This is a genomic window from Gulosibacter sediminis, from assembly GCF_030011715.1.
Taxonomy (GTDB): Bacteria; Actinomycetota; Actinomycetes; order Actinomycetales; family Microbacteriaceae; genus Gulosibacter; species Gulosibacter sediminis.
This window is the reverse complement of sequence record NZ_JASCYH010000001.1, coordinates 196,184-211,568: the sequence shown is the minus strand read 5'-3', so window position 1 is coordinate 211,568 and position 15,385 is coordinate 196,184. Positions and strand designations below refer to the sequence as shown.

Genomic DNA, 15,385 nt, shown 5'->3' with positions numbered 1-15,385 from the left:
CTCGTGCTGGGATCCCCATCCAAACTTCAAAGGAGCTTTCCGAGTGGCCGATCACAATTTCGACCTCGTAGTCCTTGGTGGCGGTAGCGCAGGCTACGCCGCCGCTATTCGTGCCAAGCAGCTGGGACAGACGGTTGCCCTCGTCGAGAAGGACAAGCTCGGCGGCACGTGCCTCCACCGCGGTTGTGTGCCCACCAAGGCCATTCTCCACGCCGGTGAGGTTGCCGATGCGGTTGAGGATGGTGCCCGACTCGGCGTCAACCTCAAGCTCGAGGGCATTGATGGCGCCAAGATCGCGGCGTTCCGCGACGGCATCGTCTCGGGCAAGTTCAAGGGCCTGCAGGGACTGCTCAAGGCGAAGAAGATCGACGTCTTCGCGGGCGAGGGTCGCCTCGTTGACGCCAAGACGGTGCAGGTTGGCGACGACAAGCTCATCGCCAAGAACGTCGTGCTCGCGACCGGCTCGTTCTCGCGGAGCATCCCCGGCCTCGAAATCACCGGCAACGTGATCACGAGCGATCAGGCGCTGCTGATGGACTGGGTGCCGCAGCGCGCGGTCGTGCTCGGCGGCGGCGTGATCGGCCTTGAGTTCGCGAGCCTCTGGCGCGCACTCGGCGCTGAAGTCACCATCATCGAGGGCCTGCCTCACCTCGCTCCCGCAGAGGACGAGGCGATTTCGAAGGCACTCGAGCGCGCTTACAAGAAGCGCGGCATCAACTTCCAGCTCAGCACGAAGTTTGAGTCGGTCACGCAGGACGAGTACGGCGTGCACGTCAAGACCGACAAGGGTGGCGAGACCATCGACGGCGACGTGCTCCTCGTCGCGATCGGCCGTGGCCCCGTGACGCAGAACATCGGCCTCGAAGAGGTTGGCGTCGAGACCGACCGCGGCTTCGTGCTCGTCAACGACAAGCTAGAGACCAACGTTCCCGGCGTCTACGCGATCGGCGACATCACGCCGGGCCTCCAGCTCGCGCACCGCAGCTACCAGCACGGCATCTTTGTCGCCGAGCAGATCGCGGGACAGAGCCCGGTGCTCGTCGAAGACAAGAACGTGCCCAAGGTTACGTACTGTGAGCCGCAGGTCGCTTCGGTGGGTCTCTCCGAGAAGAAGGCAGCCGAAGAGTACGGCGCCGACAACATCACCGCTTATGAGTACAACCTCGCGGGCAACGCCAAGAGCTCGATCCTCGGCACCGCCGGCTTTGTCAAGGCGATCCGCGTGAACGACGGCCCCGTCGTCGGCATCCACATGATCGGTGCCCGCGTCGGCGAACTCGTCGGTGAGGCGCAGCTCATCGTCAACTGGGATGCCTACCCCGAAGACGTCGCTCAGCTGGTCCACGCGCACCCGACCCAGGGCGAGACCATCGGCGAAGCGATGATGGCGCTCGCCGGTCGTCCGCTGCACGCGATCTAGTCACACGAGTCGAAACACTTTTAGGAGAAGTTAATGAGCCAGGATGTAACGCTTCCCGCCCTCGGTGAGAGCGTCACTGAGGGTACGGTCACTCGGTGGCTGAAGCAGGTTGGCGAGACCGTTGAGGTTGACGAGGCGCTGCTCGAGGTGTCGACCGACAAGGTGGACACTGAGGTTCCGTCGCCGTTCGCCGGCACGGTGCAGGAAATTCTCGTCCAGGAGGACGAGACCGTCGAGGTTGGTGCCGTGCTCGCACGCATCGGCGACGGCGCAGTCGCCGAGGCCCCGGCCGAGGCACCCGCCCCCGCCACAGAGGAAGCCCCCGCTGAGGAAGCCGCCGCTGAGGAAGCCGCTCCCGTTGAAGAGGCACCGGCACCCGCCGAGGCCGAAGCCCCCGCCGCCGCCCCGGTGACCGGTGGCGCTGGCCAGGACGTGACGCTTCCCGCCCTCGGTGAGAGCGTCACTGAGGGTACGGTCACTCGGTGGCTGAAGCAGGTTGGCGAGACCGTTGAGGTTGACGAGGCGCTGCTCGAGGTGTCGACCGACAAGGTGGACACTGAGGTTCCGTCGCCGTTCGCCGGCACGGTGCAGGAAATTCTCGTCCAGGAGGACGAGACCGTCGAGGTTGGTGCCGTGCTCGCACGCATCGGCGACGGCGCGGCAGCCCCGGCTGCTGAGGCTCCGGCTGCTGCTGAGCCCGCTGCCGAAGCACCCAAGGCTGAGGCGCCTGCCGCACCGGCTGCCCCTGCTGCCCCCGCAACCCAGGCTGCTCCCGCGGCGCCGAAGGCCCCCGCTGCCCCGCAGCGCCCTGAGACGAAGAGCGACCCCCGCTATGTGACTCCGATCGTGCGCAAGCTCGCTGCGGAGCATGGTGTCGATCTGACCCAGATCACTGGCTCGGGCGTCGGCGGACGCATCCGCAAGGAAGACGTGCTCGAGGCCGCGAAGTCGCAGGCACCGGCGGCCGCTACTGCGGCCGCGCCCGCAGCCTCCGCCGGTGTGCCGACCGAGGCCACCCCGCACGAGGTGTCGCCACTGCGCGGCACGAGCGCGAAGATGTCGCGCCTGCGCAAGGTTGTTTCGCAGCGTGCCGTTGAGTCGATGACCACGACGGCGCAGCTCACCACGGTGATTGAGGTCGACGTGACCCGCGTTGCCAACCTCCGCGCGGCGAAGAAGAACGAGTTCCTCGAGAAGACCGGCTCGAAGCTTTCCTTCCTGCCGTTCTTCACGCTCGCCGCGATCGAGGGCCTGCAGTCCTACCCGATCATCAACTCGACCGTTCAGGGTGACGAGATCGTCTACCCCGAGGGCGAGAACGTGTCGATTGCGGTCGACACCGAGCGTGGTTTGCTCACCCCGGTGATTAAGAACGCTGGCGGTCTGAACATCGCCGAGCTCGCGAAGTCGATCGACGACCTCGCGACGCGCACGCGTGACAACAAGCTGCTCCCCGACGAGCTTGCCGGCGGCACCTTCACGGTGACGAACACGGGCTCGCGCGGTGCGCTGTTCGACACCCCGGTCGTGTTCCTGCCGCAGGAGGCCATCCTCGGCACCGGCGCGGTCGTGAAGCGCCCGACGGTCGTCAAGACGGCCGACGGCACCGAGAGCATCGCGATTCGTTCGATGGTGTACCTCGCGCTCAGCTACGACCACCGCATCATCGACGGCGCCGACGCGGCCCGTTACCTGACGCAGGTCAAGCAGCGCCTCGAAGAGGGCGCGTTCGAGGGCAACCTCGGCATTTAGTCACTGGCGAGTGAATGGGCGGGCGTGCAGCGAACTGGCTGCGTGCCCGCCCATTTGTATAAGCAGCAGCGGCAACGCTTACAGGAGCGGGGAAACCACCGCGACCGCGCAGCCGGCACCGACCAGGCCGAGCCAGACAGCCGGGCGAATTCCGCTCGCGCGCATGGCGATGAGCCGCCACCCGACGGCCATCGACGCCGTCACACCCCCGCGACGTTGACTGGGCTGCGCTTCGATGAGCGGGTCGTCATCTACCGACCCGGCGTGGTCTTTTGCAGGCCGAGCCGGTCGTTCCGATAGTTGCCCAGGCTCGACGTGATGCGCGACGGGTGCCGCAACGGCGAGCGCCGCAGGCGGTGCCCAGGCAAACAGCGCATCAACGAGGCGTGGAATCGGGTCGGCTACCGGGGCTCCCTGGGCGAGCGCGGCGACCAGCTCGCGAACCTGCCCGCTCGCCTCGCCGCTCGAATGGGCGAGTAGCGCGTCGCAGAGGCGACCAAGACCCCGCAGGTCATCCTGGATTGCGAGGTCGCGGCGCATCCCGCTCAAGTCATCGAGATCGACGCTCGCCGACCATTCCTCGACCCACGGTTTGCCGCTGCTGTCGATTCGGCAGGCGGTGAGCGCGAGCGCCCCGTGGGTAAATCCACGCCGATGCGCCTGGGCGACCGATTCGAGCACCGGCACCGCGAGGGTGACCACTGCGCCAGGCGGCAGCTCAACTTCGCGCGACACGAGCGCCGCAAAGCTCGAGTCCTGCACTAACTCCCCCACGGTCAACCGGCGATGCCCATCGCTGAGCAGTTCGAAGTACGGTCGCACGAAGTCACCGCCGTGTCGATGCCGAGTGCGCGCGTCGCGGCTCAACCGTGTCGCCGAGGCATCATCGGTGGCGATATTGAGGCGACGGTGCATGAGGGGCTCGGGTTGCTCGACGGAGAACCCGACCCAGTGGTTGCTCGAGGCGGCCCCCTCTGGGGTGCGTTCGGCCACGGCGACAAAGCTCAGCACACCGGGGATCTCCTGGGGCAGCGGCCGAACCAGCCGCCAGCCCGCCACGGTGGACCCGATGGCAGGTGCGGTCTCGGACTCGGGGCGGTGTTGTGGGCGCATATCGGGCATTGTGCGACGCGAACTTGCCGAGCGAACGGCTGACCGAGGGAAATTGTGGATAACGTTCGTCGGATCGAATCCTGTGGATGGCGCGGGGCGGGTATCCTAGGTGAACTATGGCTAAATCCTCTGAATCGAGCACCAAGGAGCCCGGTCGCTTCCGTCAAATCATCGACGTTGTGAAGATGACGGCGAAGTACGACAAGCCCGGCGTCGCACTGATGATCACTGCGGCGGTGCTGCCGATTCTCGCGGCGTTCTTCCTGTGCTTCTTCATGTACCGCGACAACTGGATCATGTGGATCATCTTCATGATCCTCGGCCTGCTGTTCGGCCTCATGCTGTTCATGTTCGTGCTGAACAACCGCGCCGAGAAGGTCGCCTACTCGCAGCTTGAGGGCCGCCAGGGCGCCACCGGCGCCGTGTTGCAGTCGAGTCTGCGCGGCACCTGGCGCACCAGCGACATGCCCGTCGCGTTCAACCCCCGCACGCAGGACGTCATCTTCCGAGCCGTCGGCAAGCCCGGCGTCATCCTGTTCACCGAGGCCGACAATGCCGCCTCGAAGAAGCTGCTCGCCGATGAGCGTCGCAAGGTGCAGCGCGTCGTTCCGACCGTCACTGTCCACCACATCCTCGTGGGTCAGGGCGGTGTCTCACTCGGCAAGCTGAAGCGCGAAGTGAAGCGCCTGCCGAACAAGCTCCGTCGCGACGAGATTCTCGCCGTGGATGCTCGCCTGCAGTCGCTCTCGAAGTCCGAGCTGCCGATTCCGAAGGGCATGGACCCCTCGAAGATTCGTCCTTCGCGGTCGCAGATGCGCTAAGACCGCACGTAGCGGCGCAGCACGAGTCCAGTCAGGACATCGTGCATGCCACGACCGTCCTCATCTGCAACGAGCGGAGGCAGGACGAGCATCACCAGCACCTGACGTACAAGTGGGCGCCACCAACCCGGGGTGGCGCGCGCGACTGTATTCAGGCGCATGCCGCACAGCAGGTGTCCCAGCGAGCCACCGAGCAGGGCGATGCCGAGCCAAGACAGCCCGATGAAGATGCCCATGATGGCGACGGGGTTGTAATCGAACGCGAAGTAGGCGATCGCCACCGCGACGCCCCAGTCGATCGCGAGTCCGGCCAGTCGGCGGCCGAAGCCCGCCATCGAGCCCGGGCCTGCTTCGGGGAGGCCGAGGCGCTCCCCCTGATAGTGGCGGTCGGGTTCGGCGTTCGGGGAGGAATTTCGTGGCACAACTCAATCCTATCGATCCGTCTCCGACGGTTTTTGCGGGAAGGCGCGACAGCCGCACAGTCGATGCCGCGTAGTATGAAACCAGCCCGCAGACCCTTGTTAATCTCCCGAGATGGAGCGATATGTTCAAAACACCGTCCGAAGTGCTGGAATTTATTAAGGAGCAGGGCGTCGCATTCCTCGACATCCGCTTCACAGATCTGCCGGGCGTGCAGCAGCACTTCAACATCCCAGCGAGCACGGTCGACGAAGACTTCTTTACCGACGGTCAGTTGTTTGACGGCTCCTCGATTCAGGGCTTCGCCTCGATCAACGAGTCGGACATGCAGCTCATCCCCGACGTAACCACGGCCTACCTCGATCCGTTCCGGGCCGAGCCGACGCTCGTGATGATCTTCGACATCTACAACCCGCGCACCGGCGAGATCTACGCGCGCGACCCGCGCCAGACCGCGAAGAAGGCTGAGAAGTACCTCGCCTCCACCGGCATCGCCGACACCGCGTTCTTCGCCCCCGAGGCGGAGTTCTACATCTTCGACGACGTCCGCCACGAGGTCGCACCGAACCGTAGCTACTACCAGGTCGACTCGATCGAGGGCGCGTGGAACACCGCGCGCGAAGAAGAGGGCGGCAACCTCGGCAACAAGACCGGCTACAAGGGCGGCTACTTCCCCGTCTCGCCGGTCGACAAGACCGCCGACCTGCGCGACGCCATCACCCTCGAGCTGATCAACGCCGGCCTTGAGGTCGAGCGCGCCCACCACGAGGTTGGTACCGGCGGTCAGCAGGAGATCAACTACAAGTTCAACACGCTCGTGCACGCGGCCGACGACATCCTCAAGTTCAAGTACCTCGTAAAGGGTGTCGCGAACGACTGGGGTCACGTCGCCACGTTCATGCCGAAGCCGCTCTTCGGCGACAACGGTTCGGGCATGCACACCCACCAGTCGCTCTGGAGCGAGGGTACTCCGCTGTTCTACGACGAGGCCGGCTATGGCTCGCTTTCGGACACGGCACGCTGGTACATCGGCGGTATCCTCAAGCACGCGAACGCCCTCGCCGCGTTCACGAACCCGAGCGCGAACTCGTATCACCGCCTGGTAAAGGGCTACGAGGCGCCGATCAACCTCGTCTACTCGGCGGGTAACCGCTCGGCGGCCATCCGCATCCCGATCACGGGCACGAACCCGAAGGCGAAGCGCATCGAATTCCGCGCACCTGACGCCTCATCGAACCCGTACCTCGCGTTCGCCGCACAGCTCATGGCGGGCCTCGACGGTATCCAGAACCGCATCGAGCCGCACGAGCCGATCGACAAGGATCTCTACGAGCTTCCGCCGGAGGAAGCCAAGAGCATTCCGCAGCTCTCGACCTCGCTCGTCGAGTCGCTGCGCGCGCTCGAGGCCGACCACGAGTTCCTGCTCAAGGGCAATGTGTTCGACGAGGACCTGATCCGCACCTGGATCGACTACAAGTTCGAGACCGAGGTGGCGCCGCTCGCGGCACGCCCCCACCCCTACGAGTTCGACCTCACCTTCGGCTGCTAGTAAGCGAGTCAGTTACGACGGGGCGAAGCGCACTGCGCTTTGCCCCGTCGGCGTTTCCGGTGTCGGTGGTTGCGCCTACGATTGGCAGTATGACGAGCAGCACCGGGCACGAGGCACAGCGAGCCGAACCGCATCAGATCACGGGGCTCGCCCAGCGGCTCAACTGGCTACGCGCCGGCGTGCTCGGGGCCAACGACGGCATCGTCTCGACCGCCGCCGTGGTCGTTGGCGTCGCGAGCGCCACAAACCAGTTCACGCCGGTGCTCCTTGCCGGCGCGGCCGCGGTTGTGGGTGGGGCGATCTCGATGGCCCTGGGCGAATACGTCTCGGTCTCAAGCCAGCGCGACTCGGAGAACGCGCTGATTGAAAAGGAACGCGAGGAACTCCGCGAAGACCCCGAAGGCGAGCTTGAGGAGCTCGTCGGCCTCTACGAAAATCAGGGCCTGAGCCGCAACACCGCCGCGCAGGTCGCGAAAGAGATGACCGAGCGGGATGCGCTGAAGGCGCACCTGTCGCTCGAACTCAACATTTCGGAGGATGACGTGGTCAACCCCTGGCAGGCGGCGCTCGCGTCGGCCCTGTCGTTCTTCGTCGGCGCGATTCTGCCGATGCTCACGATTCTGTTCCTCCCCACAACCCTGAACATCCCCGTCACCTTCGCCGCGACCATCGTGGCGCTCGGCGTCACCGGCTCGATCGCGGCTTGGATCGGCGGTGCGAACCGCTTGCGCGCGATCGTGCGTACCTGCATCGGTGGCGTCATCGCCCTCGCCGCGACGTTCGTTGTCGGCATGCTGTTCGGCACGACGGTGCTCTAGGTACCGTCGAGGACGGGCCCGTCAGTCGCCGTAGAAGATGCGCTCGAACACGCCGCGCGCGCGCCGGGTTGCGTTGAGGTAGTCGTTCTCGAGTTCCACGCCGCTTCCGGGCTCGTAGCCGAGCAACCGTGCGACGCCCTCGAGCGCCACCGAGTCGCCGGGCAACACATCGGTTTGCGAATTCGAGTAGAGCAGCACGCCGGAACGCACGCGACTTGCGAGCAGCCACGCCGCACGAAGGGTCTCGGCGTCCTGGTGGCCGAGAATTCCGTGCTCGGTGGCGACTCGAAGCGCGGTCAGCGTTGACGTTGTGCGCAGCTCGGGAATGTCGTGGCCGCGGTCGAGCTGCAGCGTCTGCACGAGCCACTCGACATCGCTGAGCGAGCCTCGGCCGAGCTTGAGGTGGCGTTTCGGATCGACGCCCCGAGGCAGCCGTTCGTCCTCCATCCGCGCTTTGATGCGGCGGATCTCAATGAGTTCCTTTGACGCGAGCCCCGACGAACGGTAGCGAGTGGCGTCGGCAATCTCGGTGAAGCCCGCAATGAGACTGTCGTCGCCGGCCACTCCGCGGGCGCGAAGCAGCGCCTGGGCCTCCCAACCGAGCGACCACTTCGAGTAATAGTTCTGATACGCAGTGAGCGACCGAACGAGCTCGCCGCTCTTGCCCTCGGGTCGGAGATCCGCATCCAGGTCGATGGGCAGGCGGGCGTCCTCGAGGAGCTCCTGCACGCGACGCACGAGGGTGCGCGCGGCTCCGGCGGGGTTATCCCCCACGAAGCCGTCGGTGCCATACACATAGAGCACATCGAGGTCGCTGCCGAAGCCAAGTTCGGCACCGCCGAATCGCCCCATACCAATGACCGCAAACGGCGGGTAGTGTCGGTCGTCGATCTGACGTGCTGCGGCGAGCGCCCCGCCGATCGCGAACTCGCCGATCACGGTGAGGCCCTCAGCAATCTCGTCGACCGAGTCGACGCTGAGCACGGCGGCGAGGGCGAGGCGCAGCATTTCACGGCGCCGTAGGCCTCGCAGGATGCGCCCGAGCCGCACGTCATCGTTATGACGCTTCAGCGCGCCGACGAACTCCGCCTGGAGGTCTTCGAGCGAGCGTGGTTTGAGCTGCGCATCCGAATCGAGCCACTTCACCGCCTCGGGGAAGAGCTCGAGGAAGGTGGCGCAGAACGCGCTGTTGGCGAGTACTTCGCAGAGCCGGCGGGCAGCAAGGTTTGAGTCACGCAGCAGCCGCAAGTACCACGAGGCCTCGCCGTTCTGCTCGGACAGCTTGCGGAACGCCAGTAGACCTTGGTCGGGGTTCGTTCCCTCAGCGAGCCACTCCAGCAGCACCGGCAGCAGGTTGCGCTGCATCGTCGCACGCCGAGACACGCCCTGCGTGAGGGCTTGGATGTGCCCGAGCGCACCCCGCGGGTCGCGGTAGCCGATCGCACGCAGGCGCACGAGCACGCGGTCGTCGGCGAGATGGAACTGGTCGGCGCTGAGGTGGGCCGCGGCGGTCACGAGGGGCCTGAAGAAGAGCTTCTCGTGCAACTGTCGCACCCGCCGGCGAACCTCCTCGAGTTCGCGCTTGAGCACCTCGACGCTGCCGATGCGCGAGCCGCGCGCGAGAGCCCGCAGCGCGGCCGGATCGTCGGGCACAAGGTGAGTGCGCTTGAGGTCGCGCAGCTGCACACGATGTTCGAGGAGGCGCAGGAAGCGGTAGTCGTTCGCGAACTGGGCGGCATCGTCACGACCGATGTGTCCCTCGGCCGTGAGCGCGTTGATGGCGTCGAGGGTGCTCCGCACTCGCAGGTGTTCGTCGACCTGTCCGTGCACGATCTGCAACAGCTGCACCGGGAACTCGACGTCGCGGAGGCCACCCGGTCCGAGCTTGAGTTCGCGTTGCACCTCAGAGCGCGGGATGTGATCAATGACGCGCTTGCGCATGCGCTGGACGCCGAGCACGAAGTTGTCGCGGTCGCCCGCGTTCCACACGAGGGGAGCCACGGCATCGACGAAGCGCTCGCCCAGGTCGAGGTCGCCCGCGATGGGGCGAGCCTTGAGCAAGGCCATGAACTCCCAGTTCTCGGCCCACCGATGGTAATAGTTCAGGTAGCTGTCGAGCGTGCGCACGAGCGCGCCGTCCTTACCCTCGGGGCGAAGGTTCGCGTCGACCTCCCAAAGCGGTGGCTCGACGGCGTAGTCCATCAGGATGTGCATCATCGTCGAGGCCAGCCGGGTGGCGATCTCGATCGCCCTCGGCACCGAGAGCTCGCTGTCGGCGGCCGGCTCGGCGACGAACATGACGTCGATATCGGAGATGTAGTTGAGCTCGCGGGCGCCGCACTTGCCCATGCCGATGACGGCGAGGCGCACGTTGTCGACCTCTTCGGCGGGGAAGCGACCGAAACCGCTCGGCGGCGCACTGAGCTCGTCTCGCGAGAGCATCAGGGCCACGTCGATGGTGACCGATGCGAGGTCGGCGAGCGCTTCGCCGATGCGATGCAGCGATACCGCTGGCTGCGGGAGTCGCAAATCATAGAGGGCGATCTTCGCGAGCTCGACGCGGTAGCGCAAGCGCAGCCGCGCGGTCGCGTCCTCACCCTCGAAGCCCGCCACCGCCTCAAGCATGCGGGTGCGCATCCCCGAGGTTGACGGCAATTCGTGTGACTCGGCATGCACCTCGTCGACGACGTCGGGGTGTCGGCGCACGAGTTCGACGAGGCGGCTTGAGCTCGCGAACAGCGAGACCACCGAGCGCAGCTTGGCGAGGTCATCCCGCCAGGCCGCGGCGAGCTCGGGCTGATGCTCGAACAGCGAAATGAGCTCGCGCAACGCGACCTCGGGCTCGGGATCGAACGGCTCGAAGAGCGACAGCACGACCGTGTCGCCGAGGTCGAGCACACCGCCGAGCTCGGTGAGCATCTCGGCGGCGCCCTGTGAATCTCGGAAACCCGCCCGCAGAATTCGGGTGCGAATGCCCTCGCGCATGCTTTAGAGCCCGAGCCCCTCGCGGAGCTCGTAGTCGGTGACCTGCCGACGGAAGGCCTTCCACTCGTTGCGCTTGTTCTCGAGGAAGAACTCGAACAACTGCTCGCCCAGGGTGTTCGCGACGAGCTCGGACTGCTCGGCAATGAGGAGGGCCTCGTCGAGGTCGTGGGGCAGGTCGTCGTACCCGAGCACGTGGCGTTCACGCATCGAAAGGTCGCGCAGGTCGCCGTCGATCTCCTCCGGCACCTCGTACTCTCCCTCGATGCCGCGCAGACCGGCTTCGATGAGCACGGCGAAGGAGAGGTAGGGATTCGCGGCGGAGTCGATCGCACGGTACTCGACCCGTGCGGAGCGAGACTTGTTCGGCTTGTAGGTCGGCACCCGCACGAGCGCCGACGAGTTGTTGTGTCCCCAGCAAACGTAGCTCGGCGCCTCGTCGCCGCCCCAGAGCCGCTTGTAGGAATTGACCGACTGGTTCGTCACGGCGGCGATTTCGCGTGCGTGGCGAAGGAGGCCGGCGATGAAGTGGCGGCCGGTCTTCGAGAGCTGGTGTTGCGCGCCGGGCTCGTGGAACGCGTTTGTCTCGCCCTCGAACAGCGAGATGTGGGTGTGCATGCCCGAGCCAGGCCAGTCGATCGACGGCTTCGGCATGAAGGTCGCGTGCACGCCGTGCTCGGCGGCGACCTCGTGCACGACGGTGCGGAAGGTCATGAGGTTGTCGGCCATCGTGAGCGCGTCGGCGTAGCGTAGGTCGATCTCGTTCTGCCCCGGTCCACCCTCGTGGTGGCTGAACTCGACAGCGATCCCGAGTTCCTCGAGCAGCCGCACCGTGCGGGCGCGGAACGCGTGCGTGATGCCACCCGAGATGTTGTCGAAATAGCCGGCGCTATCGATCGGCTGCACGCCATTCGGCCCGACGCCGATCTCTTTGAGCACGTAGAACTCGACCTCGGGATGCACGTAGCAGTCGAACCCGAGGGAAGCGGCTCGCTCGAGCGTGCGGCGGAGTACATTGCGTGGATCACTGAGCGCGGGCTGGCCGTCGGGCGTCGTCAGATCGCAGAACATGCGGGCGCTGCGCTCGACGCCGTGCCAGCTGAGTTGCTGGAAGGTCGAGGGGTCGGGCTGCAGGAGCATATCGGACTCCGTGCGCCGGGTCAGACCCTCGATCGTCGACCCGTCGAAGCCGACTCCCTCGGCGAACGCTCCCTCGACCTCGGCCGGCGTCAGCGCTACCGATTTCAACGTTCCCAACACATCCGTAAACCACAACCGCACGAAGCGGATGTCGTTGTCGTCAATGGTCTGGAGCACGTAATCCTGCTGCTGGCTCATACTCATGAGCATAGAGACCGCGGGCCGAATGTGAGCGGGATAGGATGGCCACCATGTCGGAGCAGACCCCAGTGAAGCGTGTTCGAACCCGTCATTTTGCGAAGGCGAAAGCGGATGGCCTCAAGATCACCGGTCTCACCGCGTACGACGCACCCTCAGCCACGGTGTTCGACCGTGCGGGAGTTGACCTCCTGCTCGTCGGCGATTCCGCCGCGAACGTGATCCTCGGCTACGACTCGACCCTGCCCATCACGGTCGACGAGCTCATCACGATGACGCGTTCGGTCACGCGTGCGACGCAGCGCGCCTTCGTCGTCGCCGACATGCCGTTCGGCTCCTACGAAGAGTCAACCGAGCACGCGCTGCAGACCGCAGTTCGGTTCATGAAGGAGGCGGGTGCCCACGGCGTCAAGCTCGAGGGCGGCGTGCGGATGCGCAAACAGATTCGCCGCATCACCGAGGCGGGCATCCCCGTGCTCGGCCACATCGGCTTCACCCCGCAGTCGGAGCACAACCTCGGCGGGCACGTCATCCAGGGTCGAGGCGATGCTGAGCAGCAGCTGCTCGACGACGCGCTCGCGGTGCAGGAGGCGGGCGCGTTCGCGGTCGTGATCGAGATGGTGCCCGCCGACGTTGCCGGCCGCGTGACCCGCACCCTCGACATTCCAACCATCAGCGTCGGTGGTGGCGTCGAGTGCGACGGCCAGATGATGGTCTGGACCGACGCCTTCGGGTACACCGCGGGCCGGAGCCCAAAGTTTGTGCGCAAGTACGCGAACCTCGCCGAGCAGCTCGAGCAGGCGGTCGGCAACTTCATCTCCGACGTGCACGAGCAGACCTACCCGAGCGCTGACGAGAGTTACTAGCTAGCGCTCGGGGGCGCGTTAGTCCTCGTCTTCGCGAGCATCTTCCTCGGCCCATTTGCGGGCGTTCTCGGCGAGCTTGTCGTTTGCGTGGGCCGCGTCCTCGCGGGTGGGGAAGGGACCGAGTCGTTCGGATGAGATCGACTGCTTGCCCTCCTCGACTTCGCCGGTGCGGGTGTTGAACCAGAATTCGGGCTGTTGTTCCGTCATAGACTTGACGATATGCCGAAAAACTCTGAAACCGGTCTGTTGATCCCCGGAACCGTTACGCCCGAACGCAAGGTTCCCGCGAGCATCCCGCGTCCCGAGTACGTCGGCAAGAAGACGGCCAACGAGCCCGACGGCACGGGCGACCTCTACACCGAGGAAGAGATCGACCGCGTGCGCAAGGCCTCTCGCATCGCCGCCGCGGCGCTCGAATACCTCGAGCCGTTTGTCGTGCCCGGCACGACCCATGAGCGCCTCGACGAGCTCGCCCACGACTTCCTCGTGCGCCACAACGCCTACCCGTCGACGCTTGGCTACCGTGGCTTCATGAAGTCGATCTGCACCTCGCTCAACGAGTGCATCTGCCACGGCATCCCCGACGACACGGTGCTCGAGGACGGCGACATTCTCAACATCGACATCACGGCGTTCGTCGACGGGATGCACGGCGACACGAATCGCATGTACCTCGTTGGCGACGTGGCCGAGGAGTCGCGCTTGCTCGTCGAGCGCACGTACGAGGCGACGATGCGCGGCATCAAGGCGGCGAAGCCCGGCCGAGAGGTCAACGTGATCGGTCGCGTGATCGAAAAGTACGCGAATCGCTTCGGCTACGAGTCGGTGCGCGACTACACGGGGCACGGCGTCGGTCGCTCGTTCCACTCCGGCCTGATTATTCCCCACTACGACACGGATCGCTTCAACGATGTGATTCAGGCGGGCATGATCTTCACAATCGAGCCAATGCTCGTGACGGGGTCGCAAGATTGGGAGCAGTGGGACGACGACTGGACGGTCGTGACGCGCGACGGGTCGCGCTGCGCGCAATTTGAGCACACCATCGTCGTGCGTGAGGACGGCCCAGAAATTCTCACGCTGCCGCCGTCGGAACTCTAGGAAATACGGCGTTCGCGTGTCGAACTCTGCGTAGGCTATTTCTCATGGCAAAGAAGCACGCGCCGGTCGCAATCGGCATCGACATTGGCGGCACCGGCATCAAGGGCGCCCTCGTCAACCTTAATAAGGGCAAGCTCGTTGGCGAACGACAGAAGGTGAAGACCCCTGAGGGCGCCCCGATCGATGCCGTGCTGTCGGCCGTGGCGGAATTGCGCGACAAGATCCTCGCGCAGGACGAGGCAAACGACGATCACTACCACATCGGCATGTGCATGCCGTCGGTGGTGCGCCGTGGCGTCGCCTACTCGGCGGCCAACATCGCCGACGAGTGGATCGGCCTCGACGCGGCGACGGCATTCTCGGAGCACCTCGGCCAGCCGGTGTCGCTCGTCAACGACGCGGATGCTGCAGGCTACGGTGAGGCGAAGTTCGGCCATGCGAAGGACTCGCGGGGCTCGCTGCTTGTCATCACGCTCGGCACTGGTATCGGTTCGGCGCTGATCCACAACGGAAAGCTGGTGCCGAACACTGAGCTCGGCCACCTTTCGGTCGACGGTCACGACGACTACGAGAAGTTCGCTTCGGCCAAGGTACGTGAGCGCGAAAACGTACCACTCGAGGAGTGGGCGACTGATCGGCTGACGCCGTACTTCGCCAAGCTCGAGCAGCTGTTCTCGCCAGACTTGTTCATCGTCTCGGGCGGTATCTCGAAGCAGGCGGCCGACTTCCTGCCGCACATTTCGATCGCGACTCGCATCGACGCGGCCGAACTGACGAACAACGCGGGCATCGTTGGCGCCGCCCTGCTCGCCCAGGAGGGCTGGGACTAGCCAAGAAGTTGAGTGGGTCGGCCGGTACGCCGGGTTCTGTGAGGAGCGAACTCCCCGACGGCCATCTATCTCGGCGGCGCGTTACCACGTCGCTCTAGCAGCACACCCGGAAACTCGGCGAGCCGCGTCGACGTTTCCTGTTGGCCTTGCTCCGGACGAGGTTTACCGTGCGAGGAACGTCACCGCTCCCCCGGTGGGCTCTTACCCCACCCTTTCACCCTTACCCTTGCGGGCGGTTTGCTTTCTGTGGCACTGTCTCGCGGGTTACCCCGGGTGGGCGTTACCCACCGTCCTGCTCTGTGGAGCCCGGACGTTCCTCGGACCGCGTGATGCGGCACGTGACCGTCTGGCCGGCCCACTCATCCCACTATTCTA

13 protein-coding genes and 1 other RNA gene are annotated in these 15,385 nt (G+C 65.5%); 8 read left to right on the top strand and 6 right to left on the bottom strand.

The annotated features are described in order from the left end of the window. The first annotated feature begins 43 nt into the window (after positions 1-43). Together lpdA and sucB are read left to right on the top strand one after the other, a co-directional pair. Positions 44-1,420, top strand: coding sequence for a dihydrolipoyl dehydrogenase (lpdA, locus tag QM019_RS01095; RefSeq protein ID WP_282851528.1), 1,377 nt, complete (start codon positions 44-46; stop codon positions 1,418-1,420). Between the two features lie 33 nt (positions 1,421-1,453). Further along, positions 1,454-3,172, top strand: coding sequence for a 2-oxoglutarate dehydrogenase, E2 component, dihydrolipoamide succinyltransferase (gene sucB / locus QM019_RS01090; RefSeq protein ID WP_282851527.1), 1,719 nt, complete (start codon positions 1,454-1,456; stop codon positions 3,170-3,172). A gap of 78 nt (positions 3,173-3,250) precedes the next feature. Here sucB and QM019_RS01085 read toward each other — a convergent pair whose 3' ends face one another. Then, the gene (locus QM019_RS01085) at positions 3,251-4,285 is read right to left on the bottom strand and encodes a protein kinase family protein (protein WP_282851526.1); all 1,035 of its coding nucleotides are present in this window, start codon (positions 4,283-4,285) and stop codon (positions 3,251-3,253) included. 116 nt (positions 4,286-4,401) lie between these two features. Between QM019_RS01085 and QM019_RS01080 the strand changes: the two genes are divergently transcribed. Further along, the gene (locus QM019_RS01080; RefSeq protein ID WP_193127962.1) at positions 4,402-5,106 is read left to right on the top strand and encodes a DUF4191 domain-containing protein; all 705 of its coding nucleotides are present in this window, start codon (positions 4,402-4,404) and stop codon (positions 5,104-5,106) included. On the opposite strand, the gene QM019_RS01075 is transcribed toward QM019_RS01080, so the two are convergent. Beyond that, a complete protein-coding gene (locus QM019_RS01075; protein ID WP_282851525.1) occupies positions 5,103-5,528 on the bottom strand; it encodes an RDD family protein in 426 nt (141 codons plus the stop codon). The two genes, QM019_RS01080 and QM019_RS01075, sit on opposite strands and share 4 nt — an antisense overlap. Before the next feature lie 122 nt (positions 5,529-5,650). Between QM019_RS01075 and glnA the strand changes: the two genes are divergently transcribed. Both glnA and QM019_RS01065 read left to right on the top strand, forming a co-directional pair. Continuing rightward, the gene (gene glnA, locus QM019_RS01070; RefSeq protein WP_282851524.1) at positions 5,651-7,075 is read left to right on the top strand and encodes a type I glutamate--ammonia ligase; all 1,425 of its coding nucleotides are present in this window, start codon (positions 5,651-5,653) and stop codon (positions 7,073-7,075) included. An 89-nt stretch (positions 7,076-7,164) separates the two neighbouring features. Beyond that, the gene (locus QM019_RS01065) at positions 7,165-7,893 is read left to right on the top strand and encodes a VIT1/CCC1 transporter family protein (protein ID WP_282851523.1); all 729 of its coding nucleotides are present in this window, start codon (positions 7,165-7,167) and stop codon (positions 7,891-7,893) included. 21 nt (positions 7,894-7,914) lie between these two features. Here the strand turns inward: QM019_RS01065 and QM019_RS01060 are convergent, their stop codons facing one another. Continuing rightward, complete coding sequence (locus QM019_RS01060) at positions 7,915-10,878, bottom strand: bifunctional [glutamine synthetase] adenylyltransferase/[glutamine synthetase]-adenylyl-L-tyrosine phosphorylase (RefSeq protein WP_282851522.1); 2,964 nt, start codon at positions 10,876-10,878, stop codon at positions 7,915-7,917. Between the two features lie 3 nt (positions 10,879-10,881). After that, the gene (locus tag QM019_RS01055; protein ID WP_125105979.1) at positions 10,882-12,213 is read right to left on the bottom strand and encodes a glutamine synthetase family protein; all 1,332 of its coding nucleotides are present in this window, start codon (positions 12,211-12,213) and stop codon (positions 10,882-10,884) included. 53 nt (positions 12,214-12,266) lie between these two features. Here QM019_RS01055 and panB point away from each other — a divergent pair, with 53 nt between their 5' ends. Further along, a complete protein-coding gene (gene panB, locus QM019_RS01050) occupies positions 12,267-13,079 on the top strand; it encodes a 3-methyl-2-oxobutanoate hydroxymethyltransferase (protein WP_282851520.1) in 813 nt (270 codons plus the stop codon). A gap of 18 nt (positions 13,080-13,097) precedes the next feature. On the opposite strand, the gene QM019_RS01045 is transcribed toward panB, so the two are convergent. Beyond that, on the bottom strand, positions 13,098-13,286 hold the full coding sequence (locus QM019_RS01045) for an SPOR domain-containing protein (protein WP_125105981.1): 189 nt from the start codon (positions 13,284-13,286) through the stop codon (positions 13,098-13,100). 12 nt (positions 13,287-13,298) lie between these two features. Between QM019_RS01045 and map the strand changes: the two genes are divergently transcribed. Both map and ppgK read left to right on the top strand, forming a co-directional pair. Then, positions 13,299-14,180: a type I methionyl aminopeptidase gene (map, locus tag QM019_RS01040; RefSeq protein WP_282851518.1), complete on the top strand. Its 882-nt coding sequence runs from the start codon at positions 13,299-13,301 to the stop codon at positions 14,178-14,180. A gap of 44 nt (positions 14,181-14,224) precedes the next feature. Beyond that, positions 14,225-15,010 (top strand): polyphosphate--glucose phosphotransferase, encoded by a 786-nt coding sequence (ppgK, locus tag QM019_RS01035; protein WP_282851517.1) that lies wholly within the window; start codon positions 14,225-14,227, stop codon positions 15,008-15,010. A gap of 9 nt (positions 15,011-15,019) precedes the next feature. Here the strand turns inward: ppgK and rnpB are convergent. Beyond that, positions 15,020-15,368, bottom strand: an RNA gene (gene rnpB, locus QM019_RS01030) — RNase P RNA component class A. Positions 15,369-15,385 lie beyond the last annotated feature (17 nt).